General features: G+C 39.7%; 20 protein-coding genes, 4 tRNA genes and 3 pseudogenes. 18 read left to right on the top strand and 9 right to left on the bottom strand.

Annotated elements, in window-relative coordinates; genetic code table 11:
• The first annotated feature begins 58 nt into the window (after window positions 1–58).
• The 6 genes from argJ (at window position 59) to MSG95_RS15390 (ending at window position 3,032) form a co-directional block, all read left to right on the top strand.
• Window positions 59–1,279, top strand: coding sequence for a bifunctional glutamate N-acetyltransferase/amino-acid acetyltransferase ArgJ (gene argJ, locus MSG95_RS15415; protein WP_077165991.1), 1,221 nt, complete (start codon window positions 59–61; stop codon window positions 1,277–1,279).
• A 146-nt stretch (window positions 1,280–1,425) separates the two neighbouring features.
• The gene (nadA, locus tag MSG95_RS15410; RefSeq protein ID WP_004703754.1) at window positions 1,426–2,490 is read left to right on the top strand and encodes a quinolinate synthase NadA; all 1,065 of its coding nucleotides are present in this window, start codon (window positions 1,426–1,428) and stop codon (window positions 2,488–2,490) included.
• A 142-nt stretch (window positions 2,491–2,632) separates the two neighbouring features.
• Window positions 2,633–2,709: transfer RNA gene (locus MSG95_RS15405), tRNA-Pro, on the top strand.
• Between the two features lie 56 nt (window positions 2,710–2,765).
• Window positions 2,766–2,842, top strand: a tRNA-Arg gene (locus MSG95_RS15400).
• Between the two features lie 33 nt (window positions 2,843–2,875).
• Window positions 2,876–2,951 (top strand) — tRNA-His (locus tag MSG95_RS15395).
• Window positions 2,952–2,955: 4 nt separating this feature from the next.
• Window positions 2,956–3,032, top strand: a tRNA-Pro gene (locus tag MSG95_RS15390).
• A gap of 247 nt (window positions 3,033–3,279) precedes the next feature.
• On the opposite strand, the gene add is transcribed toward MSG95_RS15390, so the two are convergent.
• The gene (add, locus tag MSG95_RS15385; protein WP_077166001.1) at window positions 3,280–4,275 is read right to left on the bottom strand and encodes an adenosine deaminase; all 996 of its coding nucleotides are present in this window, start codon (window positions 4,273–4,275) and stop codon (window positions 3,280–3,282) included.
• 402 nt (window positions 4,276–4,677) lie between these two features.
• Between add and MSG95_RS15380 the strand changes: the two genes are divergently transcribed.
• On the top strand, window positions 4,678–5,853 hold the full coding sequence (locus MSG95_RS15380) for a zinc-binding dehydrogenase (RefSeq protein ID WP_077165950.1): 1,176 nt from the start codon (window positions 4,678–4,680) through the stop codon (window positions 5,851–5,853).
• 106 nt (window positions 5,854–5,959) lie between these two features.
• Here MSG95_RS15380 and MSG95_RS15375 read toward each other — a convergent pair whose 3' ends face one another.
• Window positions 5,960–6,907, bottom strand: a complete 948-nt coding sequence (locus MSG95_RS15375) for a LysR substrate-binding domain-containing protein (RefSeq protein ID WP_077165949.1) — start codon at window positions 6,905–6,907, stop codon at window positions 5,960–5,962.
• Between the two features lie 245 nt (window positions 6,908–7,152).
• Between MSG95_RS15375 and MSG95_RS15370 the strand changes: the two genes are divergently transcribed.
• From MSG95_RS15370 to MSG95_RS15360, 3 genes are all read left to right on the top strand, one after another.
• Window positions 7,153–8,373, top strand: coding sequence for an acyl-CoA dehydrogenase (locus MSG95_RS15370; RefSeq protein ID WP_016139168.1), 1,221 nt, complete (start codon window positions 7,153–7,155; stop codon window positions 8,371–8,373).
• Window positions 8,374–8,600: 227 nt separating this feature from the next.
• Window positions 8,601–9,923: an MFS transporter gene (locus MSG95_RS15365; RefSeq protein ID WP_077165948.1), complete on the top strand. Its 1,323-nt coding sequence runs from the start codon at window positions 8,601–8,603 to the stop codon at window positions 9,921–9,923.
• 52 nt (window positions 9,924–9,975) lie between these two features.
• A complete protein-coding gene (locus tag MSG95_RS15360) occupies window positions 9,976–11,205 on the top strand; it encodes a CaiB/BaiF CoA transferase family protein (RefSeq protein ID WP_077165947.1) in 1,230 nt (409 codons plus the stop codon).
• Between the two features lie 87 nt (window positions 11,206–11,292).
• On the opposite strand, the gene MSG95_RS15355 is transcribed toward MSG95_RS15360, so the two are convergent.
• A complete protein-coding gene (locus MSG95_RS15355; protein ID WP_077165946.1) occupies window positions 11,293–11,952 on the bottom strand; it encodes a VOC family protein in 660 nt (219 codons plus the stop codon).
• Between the two features lie 14 nt (window positions 11,953–11,966).
• Window positions 11,967–12,515 (bottom strand): TetR/AcrR family transcriptional regulator, encoded by a 549-nt coding sequence (locus MSG95_RS15350; RefSeq protein WP_014208449.1) that lies wholly within the window; start codon window positions 12,513–12,515, stop codon window positions 11,967–11,969.
• Between the two features lie 98 nt (window positions 12,516–12,613).
• Between MSG95_RS15350 and MSG95_RS15345 the strand changes: the two genes are divergently transcribed.
• Window positions 12,614–13,147 carry an HPP family protein gene (locus MSG95_RS15345; protein ID WP_031999811.1) on the top strand — a complete coding sequence of 178 codons (534 nt, stop codon included), beginning with the start codon at window positions 12,614–12,616 and terminating at the stop codon, window positions 13,145–13,147.
• Between the two features lie 77 nt (window positions 13,148–13,224).
• On the opposite strand, the pseudogene tcuB reads toward MSG95_RS15345, so the two are convergent.
• The 5 genes and pseudogenes from tcuB to MSG95_RS15320 all read right to left on the bottom strand — a co-directional run.
• Window positions 13,225–13,401: pseudogene (gene tcuB / locus MSG95_RS15340) on the bottom strand (tricarballylate utilization protein TcuB); the annotation flags it as partial.
• A gap of 1 nt (window position 13,402) precedes the next feature.
• Window positions 13,403–13,822, bottom strand: a pseudogene (locus MSG95_RS15335) (DDE-type integrase/transposase/recombinase); the annotation flags it as partial.
• Window position 13,823: 1 nt separating this feature from the next.
• A pseudogene (gene tcuC, locus MSG95_RS15330) lies at window positions 13,824–14,780 on the bottom strand (tricarballylate/proton symporter TcuC); the annotation flags it as partial.
• 278 nt (window positions 14,781–15,058) lie between these two features.
• Window positions 15,059–15,988 (bottom strand): LysR family transcriptional regulator, encoded by a 930-nt coding sequence (locus tag MSG95_RS15325; protein WP_004703620.1) that lies wholly within the window; start codon window positions 15,986–15,988, stop codon window positions 15,059–15,061.
• 117 nt (window positions 15,989–16,105) lie between these two features.
• A complete protein-coding gene (locus MSG95_RS15320) occupies window positions 16,106–16,714 on the bottom strand; it encodes a LysE family translocator (RefSeq protein ID WP_324624819.1) in 609 nt (202 codons plus the stop codon).
• A 255-nt stretch (window positions 16,715–16,969) separates the two neighbouring features.
• On the opposite strand from MSG95_RS15320, the gene MSG95_RS15315 reads away from it, so the two are divergent.
• From MSG95_RS15315 to MSG95_RS15285, 7 genes are all read left to right on the top strand, one after another.
• On the top strand, window positions 16,970–17,842 hold the full coding sequence (locus MSG95_RS15315; RefSeq protein ID WP_324624818.1) for a LysR family transcriptional regulator: 873 nt from the start codon (window positions 16,970–16,972) through the stop codon (window positions 17,840–17,842).
• Window positions 17,843–18,220: 378 nt separating this feature from the next.
• A complete protein-coding gene (locus MSG95_RS15310; protein ID WP_000031350.1) occupies window positions 18,221–19,207 on the top strand; it encodes a DUF1852 domain-containing protein in 987 nt (328 codons plus the stop codon).
• A gap of 21 nt (window positions 19,208–19,228) precedes the next feature.
• On the top strand, window positions 19,229–20,272 hold the full coding sequence (locus tag MSG95_RS15305) for a methionine synthase (RefSeq protein WP_004703605.1): 1,044 nt from the start codon (window positions 19,229–19,231) through the stop codon (window positions 20,270–20,272).
• A 185-nt stretch (window positions 20,273–20,457) separates the two neighbouring features.
• Complete coding sequence (locus MSG95_RS15300; protein ID WP_000249487.1) at window positions 20,458–20,949, top strand: flavin reductase; 492 nt, start codon at window positions 20,458–20,460, stop codon at window positions 20,947–20,949.
• 679 nt (window positions 20,950–21,628) lie between these two features.
• Window positions 21,629–22,183, top strand: a complete 555-nt coding sequence (locus tag MSG95_RS15295) for a TetR/AcrR family transcriptional regulator (protein ID WP_324645120.1) — start codon at window positions 21,629–21,631, stop codon at window positions 22,181–22,183.
• A 164-nt stretch (window positions 22,184–22,347) separates the two neighbouring features.
• Entirely contained in the window at window positions 22,348–22,854 is a 507-nt protein-coding gene (locus tag MSG95_RS15290) for a hypothetical protein (RefSeq protein ID WP_004703599.1), read from the top strand.
• A gap of 79 nt (window positions 22,855–22,933) precedes the next feature.
• Window positions 22,934–23,242, top strand: coding sequence for a hypothetical protein (locus MSG95_RS15285; protein WP_324645116.1), 309 nt, complete (start codon window positions 22,934–22,936; stop codon window positions 23,240–23,242).
• Window positions 23,243–23,431: the final 189 nt, after the last annotated feature.

Raw genomic sequence — 23,431 nt, 5'->3', positions numbered from 1 at the left:
TACATCGCTATTTTCTGAAATATTAATCTTTTCATAACAAACTCTGGATGTTCTAAAAATGGCTGTCGGCGACGTAACAATGCCACAAATGCATGTGGTAAAAGGTGTAAAAATTGGCTCAACTGAAGCATATGTACGTTACCAGAACCGACGAGATTTAGTCATTTTTGAGTTTGCAGAAGGTTCAAACGTTGCTGGGGTATTTACCCAAAATGCATTCTGTGCAGCACCTGTTCATGTATCGAAAGCTCATCTTGCACAAGGCAACCCTCGTTATTTAGTGATTAACACAGGTAATGCCAATGCGGGTACTGGACCTACAGGCTTAAAAAATGCCCAAGACACTTGCGCGAAGTTAGCTGAGCTTGCTGGTGTGAAAAGTTTTGAAGTACTTCCGTTTTCTACGGGTGTGATTGGTGAACAGCTTCCAATGGAGCGCTTACTTGCTGGTCTTCAGCCTGCATTAAATAGCGTACAAGATGCTGCTTGGAATGATGCTGCAACTGGTATTATGACGACAGATACAGTCCCTAAAGGTGCATCTGAAAAATTTGAACTTGATGGCATTACTTATACCATGACAGGTATTAGTAAAGGCGCAGGCATGATCCGTCCAAACATGGCAACCATGCTGAGCTTTGTTGCTACAGATGCGCCTATTAGCCGTGATTTAGTCCAAAAGCTTTTAAAGACCACAGTTGAGCATTCATTTAACCGTATTACCATTGATGGCGATACTTCAACAAATGACTCTTGCATTTTTGTAGCGACTGGTCAGGCAGGTGGTGCTGAAATTACATCAGACAGTGATCCACGCTACGCAAAAGTATTAGAAGTGCTTGCTCGTGTCATGAACCGTTTAGCGCAGTTAATTATTCGTGATGGCGAAGGTGCGACGAAGTTTATTACTGTTGCGGTAGAGGGCGGCGGTAACATTCAGGAATGTTGTGACATTGCGTACAGCATTGCGCATTCTCCACTTGTTAAAACCGCACTTTTCGCATCTGACCCGAACTGGGGGCGTATTTTAGCGGCAATTGGCTATGCTGGAGTGAAAGACTTAGACGTGTCTAAAATTCAGGTATGGCTAGACGACGTACAAATCTGTAAAGATGGTGGTGCAGCCGAGGACTATACTGAAGAAGCGGGCGCACGTGTTATGGCACAAACCGAAATTACCATTCGTGTTGACTTAGGTCGCGGACAAGCCAAAGATACAGTCTACACATGCGATTTATCTTACGACTATGTCAAGATTAATGCAGATTACCGTTCGTAAATATTCAGTTATAATCAAGCCTCGACAAAGAGGCTTTTTTATTAGCCCCAACTTTTGATATTAAATGATTCAATCTATTAAATCATTTAAGCAGTAACGTTATATGCGAGCAGGTATGCCAGCATAAAGGATAGAGAAGACGTTTTATGAGTGATGCGACTTTAATTGCCAACGATGCAAAAAACATTGTACAAGCGCATTTAGACCGTTTAGGTGAGCCAAAAGACAATCGCTTAAGTGAAGAAGCAAAACAACAAAAGTTTGCACAGATCGAAGCAGAGCTCAAAAAACGTGATGCTGTCCTTGTTGCTCATTACTATTGCGACCCTGAAGTACAAGAGCTTGCTGAAAAAACAGGTGGATGTGTTTCTGATTCTTTAGAAATGGCCCGTTTTGGACGCGATCATGCTGCCTCAACATTAGTCGTTGCTGGTGTTAAATTTATGGGGGAGACAGCTAAAATTCTGTCTCCTGAAAAAACAATTTTAATGCCGACACTTGAAGCAACTTGTTCACTCGACTTGGGCTGTCCAGTTGATGAGTTCACAGCATTTTGTGATCAACACCCTGACCATACTGTAGTTGTTTATGCAAACACATCTGCTGCTGTTAAAGCACGTGCAGATTGGGTCGTAACTTCAAGCTGTGCTGTCGAAATTGTTGAGCATCTAGACAGCCTAGGTGAAAAAATTATTTGGGCACCAGATCAGCATTTAGGTCGCTATATTCAAAAGAAAACCGGTGCTGATATGTTGCTTTGGGATGGTGCATGTATTGTGCATGAAGAATTCCGTGCACGTGGTATTGCCAGCATGAAAGCACTGTATCCAGACGCTGCTGTATTGGTACATCCAGAGTCGCCAGAATCGGTTGTAGAAATTGCCGATGCGGTAGGTAGTACGTCTCAACTCATTAAAGCTGCACAGACTTTGCCAAACGAAAGACTCATTGTGGCAACAGACCGCGGTATTTTCTACAAAATGCAGCAAGCAGTACCCAATAAGATTTTAGTTGAGGCGCCAACAGCGGGTGAGGGGGCAACTTGTCGTTCATGTGCTCACTGTCCGTGGATGGCAATGAATGAACTTGACGGAATTTTAGAAGTTTTACAAAAAGGTGATCAGGAAATACACGTCGATCCAGCGCTAGCTGAACGTGCCAAAATGCCTTTAGATCGAATGTTAGCCTTTAGTGCATCGTTAAAACGTTAAAAAACCTCAAAATGCTTGTTAAATATACATTTGATAAGGATTTTTAACTTTTTTTTAGAATAGGTGTTGACGTCTGAGGGCGTCGCGCCTAGAATGCACACCGTACCGCACGATGTGCGATACAGCAAAAGCTGAGATAGATCGGAGCATAGCACAGCCTGGTAGTGCACCTGGTTTGGGACCAGGGGGTCGTAGGTTCGAATCCTACTGCTCCGACCACTTAAAATAATATTTTAAGATCGGCGAAGTATCGCATGATAAGCATCATCGGTTAAGCGCCTGTAGCTCAGTTGGATAGAGCATCCGCCTTCTAAGCGGATGGTCACAGGTTCGAATCCTGTCAGGCGCGCCATTTGGTAGCTTGGTACATAGAACTTATTTGATGGTGGATGTAGCTCAGTTGGTAGAGCCCTGGATTGTGATTCCAGTTGTCGCGGGTTCGAATCCCGTCATTCACCCCAATTTCGGAGCATAGCACAGCCTGGTAGTGCACCTGGTTTGGGACCAGGGGGTCGTAGGTTCGAATCCTACTGCTCCGACCATATTTAAAAAGCGTTCAAGCTTTAAAAATATCCCAAATATTGAAAAGAATTTCTTCTAGTTTTACAAATAGAAGGAATTTTTTGTTTTTATATATTTAAATTTTAATTTATACACACTCCAATATTTGAACTTATTTATATAAGCTCTGTTCTCTGTTCTCTGTTCTCTGTTCTCTGTTCTCTGTTCTCTGTTCTCTGTTCTCTGTTCTCTGTTCTCTGTTCTCTGTTCTCTGTTCTCTGTTCTCTGTTATTGATATTTCTGTCTTAACTCATTTTTTTCTTGATCTGATAAAAATGCGATTTTAAGTCCATTTTCTTGAGCTGTATAAATTTGCTCAGGGCTTAAACCTGCTAATGGGGCAGCAGTTAAATATTCATGTTGTATCTCAATACCTTCTACCGCTGGGTCATCTGTATTAATGGTGGCAAGCACACCATGTTCTAAAAATGTCTTTAATGGATGTTCTGCTAAAGACGGCACTGTATTGGTTTGAATGTTTGAGGTGAGACAAGACTCAATACCAATCTTATGTTTCGCTAAATAATCTAAAAGTTTTAAATCTTGAACTGCTTTAACGCCATGTCCAATTCGTTCGGCCCCTAATTCTTCAATAGCTTGCCAAATACTTTCTGGGCCGGCAGCTTCACCTGCATGTACCGTAATGTGCCAACCTGCATCACGTGCTTTTTTAAAGTGTTCAATAAATAAATTACCCGGAAAACCAAGCTCATCTCCAGCAAGATCCAACGCTTTAATATCATTTTTATGGGCAAGCAGGGCATTTAATTCTTTTTCACAGGCTTCTTGGCCAAAAGTACGGCTCATAATGCCAATTAAATTCGCTTTTACGCCGTACGTCTGACTACCTTCTTTTACGCCAGCAATAACTGCTTCAACAACGCCTTCAAGTGGAAGTTGATGTGTCATTCCCATATAACCCGGTGAAAAACGTAACTCTACATAGTCTAGGCCTTGTTGTGCTGCATCTTGCATGTTTTCAAAAGCAATACGTTTGCAGGCATCTAGGCTCGCTAATACTTTTACACCCCAATCGAGCTTAGATAAAAAACTTAATAAGTCTGGTTGGTTATCGATCACTTGTACGTGTGGTCGTAAAGATTCAATGTCGTAAGCAGGCAAATCTAAATTGTATTGTTGGCCTAATTCTAAAATGGTTTGAATGCGGATGTTGCCATCAAGATGTCGGTGTATATCTGTAAGCGGGAGCGTTTTTGTAATCATAGACTTCTTCTTATCTGTTTGTATCAGTTCATCATGCCTGTTTAGAGCCACTGATAAAAGTTTGGTTTTGCTATGTTTTTGTGAAAAGCGTTGAGTTGAGTTTTTTGAACTTACTATATTTGTATAAGTTTTAATTTTGATGACATTGTTCTGGCCTAAGAAGGCAACGTAGTCTGTGTAAGATACAAGCACCAAGATTTTTATTGTTTTTAATTTCGCTGAGCCTGTTTTTTGTTGACTCTTCAAGAGTAGATTGGCTGAAGAATGGTCATTGGTATTTTGGCTTTTAGTTGTAAAGATGAATAAAGGCTTGCTAAAGACCAAACTGATAAAGCGATTAATTTATCTGTAGAAATCTATTTCTGGCAAGTAAATGAAAAAGAAGAAATAGGAAGCGCTCAAATGAAGTCGGTACTTTGTCATCAAGCAAAATTACAAGTGGTGGACCAACCGAACTTAACGCCTGTAAAAGGACAGGTGTTATTAGAAGTGGTGCGATGTGGGATCTGTGGTTCAGATTTACATATGCAGCACCACTGCGACCACATGCATGATCTGGCTGCACGTGTCGGGTTTAATGGTTTAGCCAAATCTACAGACCCATTTGTACTAGGACATGAGTTTTGCGGCAAGGTTTTAGACTACGGCCCAAAAACACGCCATAAATTTAAAGCGGATACACTCGTTTGTGCAATGCCGCTTTTAAACGTAGATCAGCATGGTTATTTATCTACAGGCCTTTCCCCAAATGCTTCGGGTGGTTATGCGGAGCAAGTATTGGCCCAATCAAGCTTGATGTTTGAAGTACCGAATGGTCTAGATGCGGATAGTGCTGCAATGACTGAACCTATGGCGGTTGCATTGCATGCTGTTCGCCGTAGCCGTGTGAAAACTGGTGAACCTGCGATTGTGATTGGCTGTGGTCCTGTCGGGCTAGGTGTCATATTAATGCTTAAAGCAGCTGGGGTTAAAACTGTAGTTGCCAGCGACTTTTCACCAAACCGCCGTAAGCTTGCCGAGCAATGTGGTGCGGATATTGTGGTAGACCCTAAAGAGATATCGCCATTTGCCAACTGGAAAGAGTTTGGTTTGCTTGGCAATGTTTCTGATGCAATTAACATGGGCATGGGACTGTTTGATAAGTTACAAGCAACTCGCTTACCGTGGTGGCATGGATGGCGCATGATTGATAAATTAGGTGCTCTGCCAAAACGTCCTGTTATTTTTGAGTGTGTGGGCGTACCGGGTGTTTTGCAGCAAATTATTGAAGGTGCACCTTTGTTTTCCCGAATTGTTGGGGTGGGTGTCTGCATGCAAAGTGACAAAATCGAACCAGCACTTGCGATTAATAAAGAGTTAGAAATTCAGTTTGTGTTGGGCTATACACCGCTTGAGTTTAGAGATGCGCTACACATGATTGCAGAAGGGAAAGTGAACTGTTCACCACTGATTACGGGTGTTGTTGGCCTAGAAGGTGTAACTAATGCATTTGAAGCGTTACGTGATCCTGAACAGCATGCCAAAATCTTGATTGACCCTAAACGTAGCGGTTCAGATATTCAATTAATGAGTCATTAATTTCAAAGTCATTTACGCTTAACTAAAAAGGTTGTGATCTTATCAATCACAATCTTTTTTTTATGAGTATAGTTCGCGATATTGGTTATAAATAAAGGCTATTGAGCTAATTTGTATTGCTCTTTAGTTGTTCTAGTTCTTGGTAAATCCACTCAACAAATTTCTGAATGGTCGGTGATACATCTTGGCTTGAGTGAATGAGATAGTACTTTCGGCTGCCTTTTAGTTTTTTATTGGAAACAATCACCAGTTCTTTTTTTTGTAGTTCAGACTCAATCAACATTTGCGGAATTAGAGCCATTCCCATGTCATGACTCGCAGCAACCGCAAGCATTGAAAATAATTCATGACGTTGTCCATCAAAAGGTTTAGGGTGCTGCATCTGATGAGTTAGAAACCATTCTTGCCAAATGCTAGGCCGAGTGGTTTGTTGTAGTAGGGGAATTTTTAGCAAATCTTCAGGGCTTAAATCATAGGTATTTTCATTAATCATCACAGCATCTGGAAAATACTTCTCGATGAGTCTGGGTGAGCACACGGGTACAATTTCTTCATCCATTAAATAATGCGCTTGTATGCCGGGCCAGTGGTCAATTTGCTGCTGCGTACCTGCAAAAATCGCAGCGTCAAAAATATTGTCATTAAATAAAAAAGGCTTGGTACTGGTTTCTAAGTGAACCGTAATTTCAGGGTGTTTTTGATTTAAAAGATGAAGTTTGGGTAACAGCCAACGGGTTGCAAAGGTAGGCACCACGCCTAACTTTAATGTTCCGCCTAAACCTTTATGAGAAATCACATCGGCCGTACATTTCTCTAGCCCTAACAAGTAGGGTTTAATGCTTTTAAAATATTGCTGACCAGCAATGGTGAGTTCAACCCCATGCCGAGTACGTATAAAGAGTTCCACACCCAAGAAATCTTCTAACTGCTGAATTTGGCGAGAGACTGCACTTTGGGTAATACATAACTCCTGTGCAGCATAGGTATAACTTAGATGTTTTGCTGCACTTTCAAAGCAAATCAGGCCCTGAATGGACGGGATACTTCGTCGCATAAATAAATCCTTTTATTTGTCGTCATATTTCAAAATGGCATATGACCTAAATGCAGATATCCGAGTTTAGTATAAAAATAAGCCATTTTTAATGAAATACAACCAATTAAATATCTAAATTTAATACGTCTTGTTTTAAATATGCGTAAGTCGCATATCTGCATGAACATTTATCGTTTGATTACTGCATTTTTCACGCATAACATCGAGTTAAATAAAGAAGATCAAATCAAGCAGAGGATGCGATGAATCACATGGTGACAACAAAAAAAGCAAAAGTTCAATTTAACTGGCAAGACCCATTTTTAATTGAACAACAGCTTACCGAAGATGAGCGCATGATTCGTGATGCAGCTCATGCCTATTGCCAAGAACGTTTGCAACCCCGTGTACTTGAACAATTCCGTCATGAAAAAACAGACCCATCTATTTTTCGTGAAATGGGAGAGCTTGGCTTATTGGGTCCAACCATCCCTGAGCAATATGGCGGTGCGGGTTTGAACTATGTGAGTTATGGCTTGGTTGCGCGTGAAATTGAATATGTGGATTCAGGTTACCGTTCTATGGCGAGTGTGCAAAGCTCATTGGTCATGGTTCCGATTCATGAATTTGGTACCGAAGAGCAAAAGCAAAAGTATTTACCTAAACTAGCTACGGGTGAATATATTGGTTGTTTTGGTTTGACAGAACCTGATCATGGCTCAGACCCAGGCAGTATGATTACCCGTGCTAAAAAAGTTGATGGTGGTTACCGTTTGACTGGCGCAAAAATGTGGATTACCAATAGTCCAATTGCCGATGTATTTGTAGTCTGGGCAAAAGAAGTTTCTGCTGAAGGCAATGTCGGTGATATTCGCGGCTTTATTTTAGAAAAGGGCTGGGAAGGTCTATCTGCACCTGCCATTCATGGCAAGGTCGGTTTACGTGCATCCATTACGGGTGAAATTGTAATGGATAACGTTTTTGTACCTGAAGAAAATGCATTCCCTGAAATTCGAGGTTTAAAAGGCCCATTTACCTGTCTAAACAGTGCTCGTTATGGCATTGCATGGGGCGCAATGGGGGCTGCCGAGTTCTGCTGGCATACTGCACATCAATACACCATGGACCGCAAACAATTTGGTCGTCCGTTAGCTGCAAATCAATTGATTCAAAAGAAACTGGCAGATATGCAAACTGAAATTGCATTAGGTTTGCAAGTAGCTTTACGTTTTGGTCGTATGAAAGATGAAGGCATTGCGTCGGTTGAAGGCACATCTTTAATTAAGCGTAACAACTGTGGAAAGGCGCTTGATATTGCTCGCATGGCACGTGACATGATGGGTGGAAATGGCATTAGTGACGAGTTTGGTGTGGCACGTCATTTGGTTAATCTTGAAGTCGTAAATACCTACGAGGGTACACATGACGTTCATGCCTTGATTTTAGGTCGTGCCCAAACAGGCATTGCCGCATTTAGTAACTAACTCATTAATTTTTAAAAGATAGAGGTGTTCTTTCGAGAGCACCTTTAGGGATTTTTACGCAAAAATTTATGGATAATGACAAGATTCATCGTAAGGATACTCATGTGAAGATGTACCTCTGTGTACTTAAATTTGAAAGTAAGTTGATGAAAAGTATAGAAGATTAAGTCATACAGAAAACATAAGTAAGCTATCGATGACTCATTTGGGAAAATGAGGAACTAAAGATGAACAATGACGTTCAAGTAATATCGAAAGAATTAAGAAATACATTTCCAAGTAACCTTGGGACATACGAAAAGATTGGACCAAATACATGGAAATGGGCGTTGTTATTTGCCTATTTTGCGATGGTGGTCGATGGCATAGATATTATGCTGCTGTCTTATAGCTTGACCAGTTTAAAAGCAGAGTTTGGGTTAAGTACCTTTCAAGCGGGTGCCTTAGGTAGTGCTTCTTTGGCGGGTATGGGTATTGGCGGTATTTTGGGTGGCTGGGCATGTGACAAGTTTGGCCGTGTAAGAACCATTGCTAACTCGGTAACTTTCTTTTCGGTGGCGACTTGCTTATTGGGTTTTACGCAAAGCTTCGAGCAATTTATGGCTTTACGTTTTATAGGTGCTTTAGGAATTGGAGCGCTTTATATGGCATGTAATACCTTAATGGCTGAATATGTGCCAACCACTTACCGTACAACGGTATTGGGCACATTACAAACGGGGCAAACGGTGGGTTATATTGCAGCGACACTCTTAGCTGGCGCGATTATTCCAGATCATGGCTGGCGTGTTTTGTTCTTCCTGACCGTAGTACCTGCTTTCGTTAATATTTTCCTGCAACGATTTGTACCAGAGCCAAAATCTTGGCAGCTTACCAAAATTGAAAGCTTGCAAGGCAACGGACAACCTAAAGAAAGAGTGGTGGCTGAAAAGCCAAAAAGTAGCAGCATTTATAAGCAAATTTTTAATAACTTTAAGCACCGTAAAATGTTTTTGTTGTGGATGACCACAGCATTCTTCTTACAGTTTGGTTATTACGGCATTAACAACTGGATGCCAAGTTATTTAGAAACAGAAGTGCATATGAACTTTAAAAACTTAACCAGTTATATGGTGGGTTCATATACAGCAATGATTCTAGGCAAAATTTTAGCGGGCTATCTTGCAGATAAATTTAACCGCCGTGCCGTTTTTGTGTTTGGAACAATAGCCAGCGCCGTGTTCTTGCCAATCATTATTTTCTTCAATACCCCTGACAATATTTTGTATTTATTAATTACCTTTGGCTTCTTATATGGCATTCCATACGGTGTGAACGCAACTTATATGGCTGAAAGTTTTTCAACCGATGTACGCGGAACAGCCATTGGCGGTGCTTATAACATTGGTCGTGTTGGGGCTGCGATTGCACCAGCCACCATTGGTTTCTTGGCATCGGGCGGGACGTTTACCATGGCCTTTATTGTGATGGGTGCTGCATATTTTGTTGCGGGTGTATTGCCGGGCTTATTTATTAAAGATCGTCAGTACGATCCGCAAAAACAATCATAAACAATGACAAGAAGGTGTGTTGAGTACCTTCTAAAAAGATAAGGGTATCGTTATGGGTGCATTACAAGGAATTCGAGTTTTAGATTTAAGTCGTGTACTTGCAGGGCCGTGGTGCGGACAAATCTTGGCAGACCTTGGCGCGGAAGTGATTAAAATTGAACGTCCTCGAGTCGGTGATGACACCCGCATGTGGGGGCCACCATGGATGCCCGATGAAGACGGAAAAATGACCCGTGAATCTGGCTATTTTCAGTGTACCAATCGTAATAAATATTCAGTTGCAGTGGACATTACCACACCCGAAGGTCAGGTTTTAATTTATGAAATTGCTAAGACTGCCGACGTGGTCATTGAAAATTATAAGACAGGGTCTTTGGCTAAATATGGTTTAGACTATGCTTCCTTAAGTGGGCTGAACCCAAATATTGTGTATTGCTCGATTACCGGGTTTGGGCAAGATGGCCCACGTGCAGAAGAACCCGGTTATGATTTTATTATTCAGGGTATGTCTGGCTTAATGAGCATTACTGGCGAGCCTGATGATCTGGCAGGTGGTGGTGCACAAAAGGTTGGCGTGGCTGTTGTAGATATTCAAACTGGGTTGTATTCAACCATTGCCATTCAAGCGGCCTTGATTGCACGCTCACACACGGGACGCGGTCAGTATATTGATATGTCCTTGCTTGATGTGCAGGTCGCGGCACTGGCAAATCAGGGAATGAACTATTTAGCTTCAGGTAAAGCCCCGCAGCGCATGGGTAATCAACACCCGAGTATTGTGCCGTATCAAACTTTTAAGGCTAAAGATAAAGAATTTATTATTGCTTGCGGTAACGATAAACAGTTTAAAGATTTGTGTGTTGCGATTGGTTATCCAGAGTTACTCGAAAATGAAAAATTTGTGCGCAACCAAGACCGCGTCAAATATCGAAATGAACTGATTCCTTTATTGTCGGAGCACTTTTTGCATAAAACTGCTAAAGAGTGGGTTGAGATGATTCATGCGCTTAAAGTACCCGTAGGTGTTATCAACTCTATTGAAGATGCTTTGGCTGAACCACAAATCGTACATCGTAATTTGGTGGTGAATATTCCTCATCGTTTGAATGAAAACTTTCAAACGATTGGTTCACCCATCAAGTTGTCTGATACTCCAGTTGAATATCATCATGCACCGCCAGAGCTAGGTGAACATACCGCTCAAATCTTATCAAGATTTAAAACAGCAGAAGAGCTAGCTGCATTAAAAGAGAAAGGCATTATTGATGGAAAAATTGCTTAAGCTATTGTCGTTTTTAATGTGATTCAATTTAAATAAAACTGTGATTTGCCATAAATCACAGTTTTTTTATCAAAAAAAGTAAGCGCTTTAATATTTAAAAATAAGCGGCAGCTCTGGTCTGAAATCATGAATCATTCCTTGAGGTTCATGATCAAAACTGATTTCCATTAAATGCTCCGTTCCATCAGTCACTTCAAAATTATCAACTGTATTGAATTGTAATGAAGTAGGGTGCTGCTTCAGGTTTGGAATAGAAACCTTAATTGAAGTGATTTCTGATAAATCTTTGCTATGAACAAGTGGTTGTTGTTTTTCTTTTGCAGCAAGGTCTGGTCGTGAAGCAAATGAAAGGAAGAACCACATCGGTTCAGTTACCACAGAATCTTTGGCAATATTTACTTCTAAGCTGGCTGGTAAATAGCTTGGCTTGTAAACCCAATTAGGAAATTTTGCGCCGTTATCATCTTTATTTTTAGGGCGAAAACAAATACCAAAAGGGGACGCGATATTATTTTGAGCACTGAGTCGTTCAAAAAGCAGAGTAGGTTTTGTGAGATCACTTGAAGCTTCTTCTGGATTATTTAAAAAGATTAATTCGATAAAGCTATTTTTAAAGAAAAAGCGTCTGTTTTGGGTACCTTGACCTGGGTGCTTGTTGGATGAACCTTCTGTTAGACCGAATTTTTTTAAAGTTTCAGCTTCGGGAGCGCCTGATTGTACACAAATAAAAATATGATCCACTTCCATTTTAAGTTCTCATGCTAATGTTGGTGAATATTAAATAATTGATTAATAGAATTTTTCATGTTTATCGCAAGTGTTTCATCGAAACCATCGACTAAAAAGCGGCTAATTAAGCCTTCAATCACCGTATAGATCAGCTCAGATAAAGCTTCACCATTGGGTATATTGCAGTTTTCCGCAATCAACACTTTAATCCATTGTTTATGGGCTTTAGAAATAGAAATAATGTCTTGATCATCTTGGTTAGATTCAGCGACTGCTCTTACAAATAAACAGCCTTTAAAAAAATCTTGTCTAAACCAATTGGTGTGCCAATCCAGAATCTTATTGATGGCCTCTAACCCTGTTGCATCTCCAACATAACCCAAAAGGCTTTGCTTAAACCTTTCATCACGTGCAACGAGTACAGACTTAACCAGTTGATTTTTATTTTTATAGTACGTGTACATGGTGGTTTTAGAGCAGCCAGATTCATCGCGAATCAGGTCGACACCCACCCCGACAAAACTATTTTCATTAAATAATTTCTCGGCTGTATCTAATATTTTTAAGGCAGATTTTGACATGTGTCTTTTCCAAAAAATAAAATAGTACAGATCTGTACTATTTGGAATTTTATCTATATGCTTTTTAAAAAGCAAATTTTTGTTTGAGGAAAAAAATCATGTTCTCGATCTTTTATGGCAAAGAAAAACTGGCTCCATCGCCCAGTAAAGTTGATGTTTTAAGAAGCCTTATTGGAGGGACGCTCAGTATTTTTATACTTCTGTGGTTGAGTAAGCTCACACACAATATCTTTATCATGGCGCCATTTGGTGCGACCTGTGTATTGCTCTATACCGTGTCGCAGTCACCTTTGGCCCAACCCAGAAATATTATATTTGGGCATCTTATTTCGGCTTTCGTGGGTTTGTTTTTTCTAAAATTTGTCGGTGTTTCTATTTTTACAATTGCTTTATCAGTGGGTTGTGCCATTGCTCTCATGCAAGTTTTTAAATGTGTTCATCCACCTGCTGGGGCCAATCCTTTGGTTATTTTACTCACCGCAAGCAGCATACATTACCAGTGGAGTTTCTTAATTTTCCCTGTTTTGGTCGGTGCAGTGTCTTTAGTTTTGGTGGCGATGCTGATTAATAATATTAAAGCGAGTACCAAGTGGCCGATGTATGGCTTGGGAATTTTAAATAGTAAAAAGTAGGCAAGGTATGAAGTATTTTGAGCTTAAAATAATGAAAGTATTCACTATGCCAAGATAGTGAATACTTTTGAATGAAATTATGATTTCTTGGAAATACGTTCTTCGATGGCAAATTTAAGTAAAGAAGCGCTGCGGTAAAAACCGTGTGCGAACTTACCAAATGGCATGGTAATAAAAAACGTCATGACCGTAGCTAAATGGAAAATCAGTAAAAGTGCCATGTAAGGTGTATTGCGAAATGCCATAAGAGTGATCCTAGACAGTATCGTGGACAACAAATCCCTCTAAATTCTTAAAATATTTCTTCTCAAAGGCTTCAGGGCTTAACCAGCCATTTGCAGAATGTCTTCTGACCCGATTGTAATAAATCTCAATATAGTCAAACAAGACAGCATTCGCTTCTTTTCGAGTGGCAAACACACTGCCATGGACCACATGACCTTTCAATGTATGAAAGAAGCTTTCAGTCACTGCATTATCCCAACAGTTTCCACGTCTAGACATACTCTGAGTACAATCATTTGTCAGTAACAGCGCTCTAAAATCACGACTACAGTACTGTGAACCTTGGTCCGAATGAACCATAACACCAGTTGGATAACCCTGACGAGCCATTGCATAGTTAAACGTATCACACACCAACTGGCGGTCTATTCGATGGCTGGTTTGCCACCCCTAAAACTGGATAACTGGTAAAAATCGCAAGTGTGGTAATACCGACTAACACTGGACGACGACCAATTTTGTCTGAAAGTAAGCCACCCATTGGTAACCAGAAGAAATTCGATAAACCCACAAACACGGTTGCTAACAGGCTGTCTGTGACCGACATTTCTAAAGTACGTTTTGCATATACTGTGGTGTAAACCGTAATAAAGTAGAACGTGGTTGTGGTCATGGCACTCATCATCATACCTGCAAGTACGATGCGCCAGTTGCTCGCCAGTGTGCTGAAAATTTCTTTGGTTGAAGGATGAGTTTTTTGCGCTTTAAATGCTTCAGTTTCCTCTAAAGTACGACGGAATAAGAAGATTAAAGGAATGATCAAACAACCAATTAAGAAAGGAATACGCCAGCCCCATTCGCTCACTTGTGCATGAGTTAAAACGGTGTTGAGCCAATAACCAAATAACGCAGCAAACACCACCGCAATTTGTTGACTACCAGACTGCCAGCTTGTGATAAAACCACGGTTTTTATCGGTTGCAATTTCTGCAAGGTAAATCGACACACCGCCAGATTCAACACCTGCCGAGAAGCCCTGTAACAGACGGCCAATGACCACCAAAATAGGGGCCATAATACCGATAGTGTCATAACCCGGTACAAAGGTAATTAAGATCGTACCAATAGCCATGAGGCTTAAAGTCACAATCAAACCCTTACGGCGACCGATTCTGTCGACATAAGCACCCAAGAAAATAGCGCCGAGAGGACGCATAAGAAAGCCCGCAGCAAACACGGTAAATGTCATCATTAAAGAGACATATTCATTTTCAGAGTGGAAAAATTTTGCTGCGATATAAGTGGCATAGAAACCAAAAAGAAAAAAATCGTACTGTTCTAAAAAGTTGCCACTTGTTACATTTAATATTTTTTTAAAAGTAGCCCTACGGTTATTAACGACATCCATTGGAGACCTCCTTGGCCTGACAAAATGGAAACATTCACGATCTTCAAAGTTTGGACGTAAATTGATTCAATCAATAAACCTAAATAGGAAATGGGTTAGAGATGAGATTTAAAGGTGTCCTTGGTAGAAAATGTGATGCCTTGTTTCCAGTTAAAACTACACATCTATATTTCGATAAACAGAAAACCACTTATCATTCGTATAAAAATGTAATCTTAAAAAGCAGGGAGGAGTGAGAGGCGAAAATTAATTAGGTATTTAGAAAAATTAATGACCCTTTAAACAATAATTTCAGAACATGGCCAAATTTGGTTTTGAATCAACTCTTTCACACATGCCTTAATGGCTGACTTGGCAGCCAGTGCAGCGGGTGATAATTCCTCTTCGGCAAGGCTCACTAAGTAGTTAATTCTTTCCACTTCTGGGTCAATCACCTTAAGCAATTGCAGCTTATGTTTGTACTCTTGCAAGCAAGCACTTCCGGGACGAACACTGGCAAGGTCAAGGTGAATCAGACTGTCCATAAGTAAGTGTAAGCCATCAATTTCATAGACAACATTAAGCTGTCCAATCTTGTGTTCAAGCAGTTTTCGTAAGCTATGACGCTGACGTGGCAACACTAACGGAATATCGCCAATTTGCTGAGACTGAATAATGCCGCTTTTAATGCAATCTGCTAGACCGTATTTTTCGAGCACTTCTTTGCGCGCCATTAAATACATTTGCTCGCGTACCAAGGGCTGTATCGACCATTGCTTATCAATCTCATTAGTAAAAATAATGGCAATATCAAGCTGACGCGAGTTAATGTACTGAATGAGATTACCTGACAGGGTTTCCACAATCTCTAAGCGAATGTCTGGATAGCGTTCAGACATTAGTTTCATTAAAGGGATGCCAATCAAAGCTGTAATGGTCGGTGGAAAACCAAGGCTCACATGTCCTGATAGCCGTGCTGAATGGGCAGCGTCTATGGCAAAGTTCACTTGACGCAAAATAAGTTGCGAGTGCTTTAAAAAGGCAAGACCTGCTGGGGTTGGTGTCACGCCAAAAGCATTACGCTGTAATAAGCGAATGCTTAGCTCTTGTTCGAGCTTACTAATTTGCTGACTAATCGCCGAAGCACCGACATCGAGTTTTTGGGCAGCTTTACCAATACTGCCCGATTCAACGACTGTTAAAAAATACTTTATTTGCTTGATTTCCATAATAAATGTATTCGCTTATCATCCTTGATTTATAGAGATATGAAGGATTGGAAAATCTATCATGTATTTTTATATTAACAGCAAAGCATAAAAAAGTTTCTGAAAAATTAAGCGGCTCTACTGAAACTTAGTAAAAAGCAAAATCACACCTAACACACATAAAATTGAGCCAATCACCTTATTAATCTGTACTTGCTTGGCTAACATTTTCTGTCTCAGTAGCATGGATGAGAACAGCACCGCCACCAGTGAAAACCATACAAAATGGGCAAATGACATAAAAAAGCCATAAGCTATAAGAATGCTTTCAGGTGTGGTTAAACTCACAATTTGCGTATAGGTGCTAATTACAAATAGCGTGGTTTTAGGGTTAAGAGCATTGGTAAAAAAGCCGTATTTTATGGCTTGCAAAGTACCTATAGCGTTTAAAGCAACAGCGTCTAAAACAGGTTTTTGAGTAAAAGTTTTATAGCCAATATAGATCAGGTAAAGCGCGCCAATGTACTTCACAATATTCAAAATTTGCGGCGTATAAGTCATCACAAAGGCAACGGCTACAAGTGTATAGGTCACATGTACCAACACGCCAAGCGATATGCCGAGTGAAGTGAACACACCTATTTTTCTGCCGTAAAGATAACTATTTTTGGTCACAATCGCGAAGTCAGCGCCGGGGCTTACCACCGCTAAAATTGTAATGAGAATAACTGCAATAAACTCTGCCATTATCTTATATCCTCACAGAAAACGAGGGAGTTCATCTGTACTTTTTGGAATGTATGTAAGAGAGCGAAAACACTACTTAAAATTGCTATTCTTTTTGTAAGAGATGCTGGGGCTTCAGGTTTTCGAAGATAGATATCGATATTCAATATGTTTTTCATCATCTAAAATGGTATTTAATCAAGATGATTTTTATTTTGAACAGAAACCTAGAAATAAAAATCGATAAAAACGACTACATATCTATGAGTTTTTGGAATGATTGAAAGAATCTCGCTGAATTCACTAAAATTTTTCTACTTTGTGGCGAAGTATGGCAGCGTGACTTTAGCTGCAAAGAAATTATTTGTGACGCAAAGTGCGGTCAGTAAACAGATTTATAATTTGGAAGAAGCTTTAAATACCAGTTTGTTCGAGCGAAAAAATAAAACACTTGTGATGACCGAACAGGGTGAAATTTTACTGAGCTGTTGCCATCAAGTGTTTGGTCAACTTGATGAATGTTTAATACAACTCAGCCAGCCTAAAACTCACAACAAGCAACTGGTCTTGTCGTGTGAACCGACTCTTTCCATGAAATGGCTCATTCCACGGCTCTCAAAATTTAAAAAGCTCGGTCATGATTTTGAGGTTGTACTACTCACAGCAGGCGGAGTGGTCGATTTTGAAAAAGATAATATTGATATCGCGATTCGCAGAAATGACTTTGATTGGGGAGAGCATATTTATAGCGAAAAGATTGCCGATGAATATATCGCTCTAGTTCAAGCAACCAAGCCACCCGACACAAACGACGTACTCATTTCGACCTCTAGACCAAATTTTTTCAAAAGCATGAGTCGTATTGCTGAGCTAAAGCAGAGTTTAAAAGGCTATGCCAAAGTTGAGCTTGAACATTTTTATCTATGTTTAGAAGGCTGTTTGGCTGGACTTGGGGCAACGGTTATCTCAATTTATATGATTGAAAAAGAGCTTGAGTGGAATTTACTGCAAAAAATTTCACCTGTTGTGCAAGATAATTCAGCCTATTTTTTACTTTCTCATAGTGCTTTTGAAGAAGATCCACGCAAAACCATATTTTTAGAATGGCTAAAAGCAGAGATGAGCGAGATTCAACATAAATTGCTTTAGGTTGAGCAGTTTTATTTTAAAATAAGTGATTTAAGTGATTTAAGTGATTGAAGATAATAATAAATTATAAAATTATAGGCATTAAAAATAGAGAGCCGTATGTTTCGTTTGTGCTGTCTAAAAACCCCTAAGATGAAAAATATTTAACTTCATACTTATTTATTAAACCCTAAACATGAATTTCACTCAGTTTTGAATGAGACTAAATCATTTTTATTCATGTTGTGATTGCGGTATAAATCTATCCATGCTCTGAAGCGCTCCAGTGATTCACTTTTGATAAGACCATAAGGCACAAATCTGACAAGTCTGGAAAGTTTAAAAAGAGCAAAAAGTTTTTATTTAGGTTTTATCTCAGAAATTAGGGTACTGATCACAATGAGTAAAGAATTTACATTTACGATTAAGAGTATTTGTTTCGATGAGAACTATCGTCCAGCAGACAATACACGTATTACAACCAACTTTGCTAACTTGGCAAGAGGGATGAGCCGCGAAGAGAATTTGCGCAATACATTGCAGATGATCGACAATCGTTTCAATGCCTTAGCTCATTGGGACAACCCTAAAGGCGACCGCTATGGCGTTGAACTTGAAATCATTTCAGTTGAAATGAATATTGATGCCGAAAACCGTACTAGCGGGCTTCCTCTCATCGAAATATTGAAAACCAATATCGTTGATAAGAAAACCAATGAACGCATCGAAGGTATTGTAGGTAACAACTTCTCGTCTTATGTACGTGACTATGACTTTAGTGTGCTGTTGTTAGATCACAACAAAAATAAGTCTACGTTTAGCACGCCAGAAAAGTTTGGTGAATTGCACGGTAACTTGTTTAAGAGCTTTATTAACTCTGAAACTTATAAAGCCAACTTTAAAAAGGCGCCTGTGATTTGCTTAAGCGTTTCGACGACTAAAGAGTACCACCGTACTGAAAACGAACATCCTGTTTTGGGTGTTGAATACAAGCAAGAAGACTATTCATTAACCGATGAATATTTCCAAAAAATGGGCTTAAAAGTTCGCTACTTCATGCCGCCAAATAGCGTTGCGCCGTTAGCGTTCTATTTTACAGGCGATTTGTTGAGTGATTACACCAACCTTGAGTTGATTAGTACCATTAGTACGATGGAAACCTTCCAAAAGATTTACCGTCCTGAAATTTACAACGCAAATTCAGTGGCTGGAAAGTCTTATCAACCAAGCTTGAAACACGAAGATTATTCACTTACTCGAATTGTGTATGACCGTGAAGAACGTAGCCGTTTGGCTATAGAGCAGGGGAAGTTTGTTGAAGAGCAATTTATCAAACCATACCAAGCGATTCTTGAGCAGTGGTCTGCTAATTACGCTCCTAATTAATCAACATACGGGTCATTTAACATGAAAAAATTATTACCAACTTCAACTGCTGGCAGCTTACCTAAACCGTCTTGGCTTGCAGAACCTGAAAAGCTTTGGTCGCCGTGGAAACTAGAAAATGAAGGTCTGCTTGAAGGTAAAAAAGACGCGTTACGTTTAGCGTTGCACGAACAGCGCCTTGCTGGCATCGACATTGTGAGCGATGGTGAACAAACCCGCCAACACTTTGTGACTACGTTTATTGAACATTTAAATGGCGTAGATTTTGAGAAGCGCGAAACTGTTCGTATTCGTGACCGTTACGATGCAAGCGTACCGTCTGTAGTAGGTGCGGTGTCTCGTCAAAAGCCAGTGTTTGTTGAAGATGCGAAGTTCCTACGTCAGCAAACTGATCAACCAATTAAGTGGGCATTACCTGGCCCAATGACTATGATTGATACGCTTTACGATGGTCACTACAAGAGCCGTGAAAAACTGGCTTGGGAATTTGCTAAAATCTTGAACCAAGAAGCGCGTGAGTTAGAAGCTGCTGGTGTAGACATTATTCAGTTTGACGAACCTGCATTTAACGTATTCTTTGACGAAGTAAATGACTGGGGCGTTGCGACTTTAGAGCGTGCAATTGAAGGTCTAAAATGTGAAACTGCGGTGCACATTTGCTATGGTTACGGCATTAAAGCCAACACTGACTGGAAAAAGACACTCGGTTCGGAATGGCGTCAGTACGAAGAAGCTTTCCCGAAACTGCAAAAATCTAACATCGATATCATTTCGTTAGAATGTCACAACTCACATGTGCCTATCGATTTACTCGAACTCATTCGCGGTAAAAAAGTGATGGTCGGCGCGATTGATGTTGCATCTAACCAAATTGAAACACCAGAAGAAGTGGCGAATACACTTCGTAAAGCGCTTCAGTTTGTAGATGCGGACAAGCTTTACCCTTGCACAAACTGCGGTATGGCGCCTCTTTCACGTGAAGTGGCTCGTGGCAAGTTAAATGCGTTAACGGCAGGTGCAGAAATCGTTCGCAGAGAACTTACTGGTTTTGATCTTACTGCTTAATATTTACCAATAAGTGGTATAAAGGGTTACTTTTTTGATGGTAGTTGATAATCAAACAAGTAACCCTCATTTTACTTACTACATGTCGCTCTAATCAGAACGCATGTCGATAGTACCTTCCTGATGGAGTTGGGCGGTATAGCAAACACACAGGACAAGGTACGGTTCAATTTAGGAATAATGTCATGGTTCAAGCAACAGACTTTAGAAATGCAATGTCTTTACTCACAAGTGCGGTTAGCGTTGTGACCACGGCAGGCATGTCTGGCCGTTTTGGATTTACTGCCTCTGCTGTTTGTAGTGTGACTGACACACCGCCGACATTATTGGTGTGTATGAACCAATCTGCGAGCTCACATGCACATTTCCTAGATAACAAAATCTTAACTGTGAATGTTTTAGGCGCGCATCACGAACATATTTCAAAAGCATTTTCATCTAAACTCACACCAGAAGAACGCTTTAAACATGGCGCATGGATTGAGTTAGAAACGGGTTCACCTGTGTTAGACGATGCTTTGGTCAGTTTCGACTGTGAGATTGAGCAAATTCAACAAGTCGGTACACATACGATTTTTATATGTCCGATTGTGGCGATTAAACAAAGCCAGCATGACCAAAGTTTGGTTTACTTTAACCGCGCTTATCACCAAGTGGGGCAGACTGAGATTGTCTAAACAGCCTTTCCGCTGTGTACTTTCACATTAAAAAGTTAGAAGATTGAAATGAAGAAGCACGGATCGCTTCACTTAATGTATAAATACAATTAAATATAATATCTAAAATAATAATTAAGTTGATCTAATGAAAAACAATAAGAAATTTAAACACTTGTCATAAAAGCGACATTGACACATCTAAACTCTCAGATTATGCTTTGCGTGCTGGCCACATTGCCAGCCGGCTTTGACAGGCTGATCTTTGAGAACATTGAAAAAACACGTTTTTTTGATGTAGACCCACTCGTCTCCCTTTTTGTAGCGGTAGGACGGAAGGGGGACACCTTCGGGTGTGCTGGGTTCTCGAAGCCAGTCTGTCAACCCTCTTTCGTTCTGCCACCATAAGTCCAAATAAATGCTCTGGCAGAACTCCAATAATTAGGAGTTGGCTATGCACATCCATTATTTTTTGGCACCCCGCGCCAAAAGCTATAACAACACAGCTTAAAAAATTACAGCAGCTTGAACGCCATAAGGTTTTCAGGCTTTAAGTCATTTTTACTTAAAACTTAGCAACAACAAAACTTGAGATGTGCCAAGCACCGTCTTGCGGCTTTGCTGTGCCTTTTTTTCTCCCAAAAAGGGCACAGGCTTTTTATCTCATGCAGAAACAACAAGAATTTAAAACGGTAAAACTATGCGAAATTTAGAAACTTCTTCCAAAAAATTACTGGCTGTTCAAACCACCATACAACTCATTACAACGCATGGGTTCCACAATGCAGGCATCGACCTGATTGCTAAAGAAACCAAAATCGCCAAAGGTACGCTTTACAACTATTTCCACTCGAAAGAAGGCTTAATTGAAATGTGCATCGCCTTTCAAAAAAGTCTGCTGAAAGAAGCAGTGCTCTCCATTATTTACTCAAGTCGCTATTGCACTTCAAAAGATAAACTTAAAGCAATTATTGTGTTACATGCCAATTTAAATAGTCTGTACAACCTTTTACTTAAAGCTATTTTTGAAATAAAACTGCTTTACCCAAAGGCTTACCGTATGGCAGTTGAGTACCGAAAGTGGTTGCGCCATGAAATTTTTGACCTGATTTTTAGCGGGGAAACTCGTGAGCCAAAGTTCGATGCCGATATGGTGGTCAACCTGATCGATGGTTTGCTACTACAGGTTTTAAGCTCTAATAGTTTGGATGAACGGGATGCGGTGTTGGAGTGGTTTTTGGGAAGGGGGAACTGAGGCGAAAAGTTTGAAGTTAAATTTTTATGATGGGGGTGTCTGATTAGCTAAAGTAGAGGATGTGAAGTTTAATTAATCAGTTTAGTCTTGGGTAAAATAGCAGTATGCTATTGAAAGAGAAAATTAATTAGCCCGAAATATTGGGAAAAGTTTGGAATCGAAAAATGATAAGGAAAAACACTAAGATCGGTGATGTCTTTGCTGTTGAATTAGACAATGATAAGAAAAAATATTTTCAATTAATCGCTTTTGATTTAACCCAACTCAATAGTGATGTGATCAGAAGCTTTAAAAAAGTATATCCATTGGAAGCTGATATAGATTTATTGGAAATCGTAAGCGGTGAAGTAGAGTTTTATGCTCACTGTGTGACTAAGTTTGGATTGAAAATGAATTTATGGGAAAAAGTTGGAAATATTAGTGAGCTTGGTGATATTTCTAATATTCTTTTTCGGTGTACGAATGACTATGGAGCAAAAGTAGGGGCAGAGAAGATTAAAGTATCTAAAAATTGGTATGTATGGCATATAAATGATGAAGATTTTACTCGTGTAGGGAGGTTAGAGGGAGAAAATCGTAAGGCAGAAATTGGTGTAGTTGTGAATCCTTACGATATTGTTGAGCGTATAAAAACAGGAAAATACGATTTTGTATATCCTGATTTTGAGTAGTAATTAAATAAAATAACTAGAGTTCTGGGAACTAAAATTCTAATCAAATTCATTTATTGAACATGTAGAGTTAATGATTATGTTGGATAATTTAATTTTAGTAAGTGTTCTAGGGGGAGCAGTCGGAATAGGAGTTGGTTTTTACTACAAAAAGGTATTTGTCCTAACTTTAGATAAAATAAGTGAAATATTTTATAAAATATTTTTTGTTCATAATTTTTTTAAATTGATTTCATTGCTTTTTGCATGTGTTTTTACTTTTTTATTTTTTCTAATAGGGTTGATCTTTTCACCAATTGTTTCTGATAGTTCATGGAATTATTTTTATATATCTTTCTTTATAGGAATTATGATTGGAATAAAAATTAAAAACTTTTCGAATAAATAATTTAGATCTATTTCAAATTTTATTTGGAGCATTTGATTAAATTAAGAAGATTAATTTAATAGGGCTTTGTTGCACAAACCTATCTCTAAAGGCTTATTCCACAATATAATTTTCAAATGAATAAGTCGACACCAAAAATTTATCGCACAACCAATTGGTCTTCATATAACCGAGCTCTCATTAATCGTG

The sequence above is a fragment of the Acinetobacter sp. IK23 genome (assembly GCF_035615275.1).
GTDB lineage: Bacteria > Pseudomonadota > Gammaproteobacteria > Pseudomonadales > Moraxellaceae > Acinetobacter > Acinetobacter seifertii.
The sequence above is the reverse complement of the archived record's forward strand: the minus strand, read 5'-3'. Positions and strand labels throughout refer to the sequence as shown.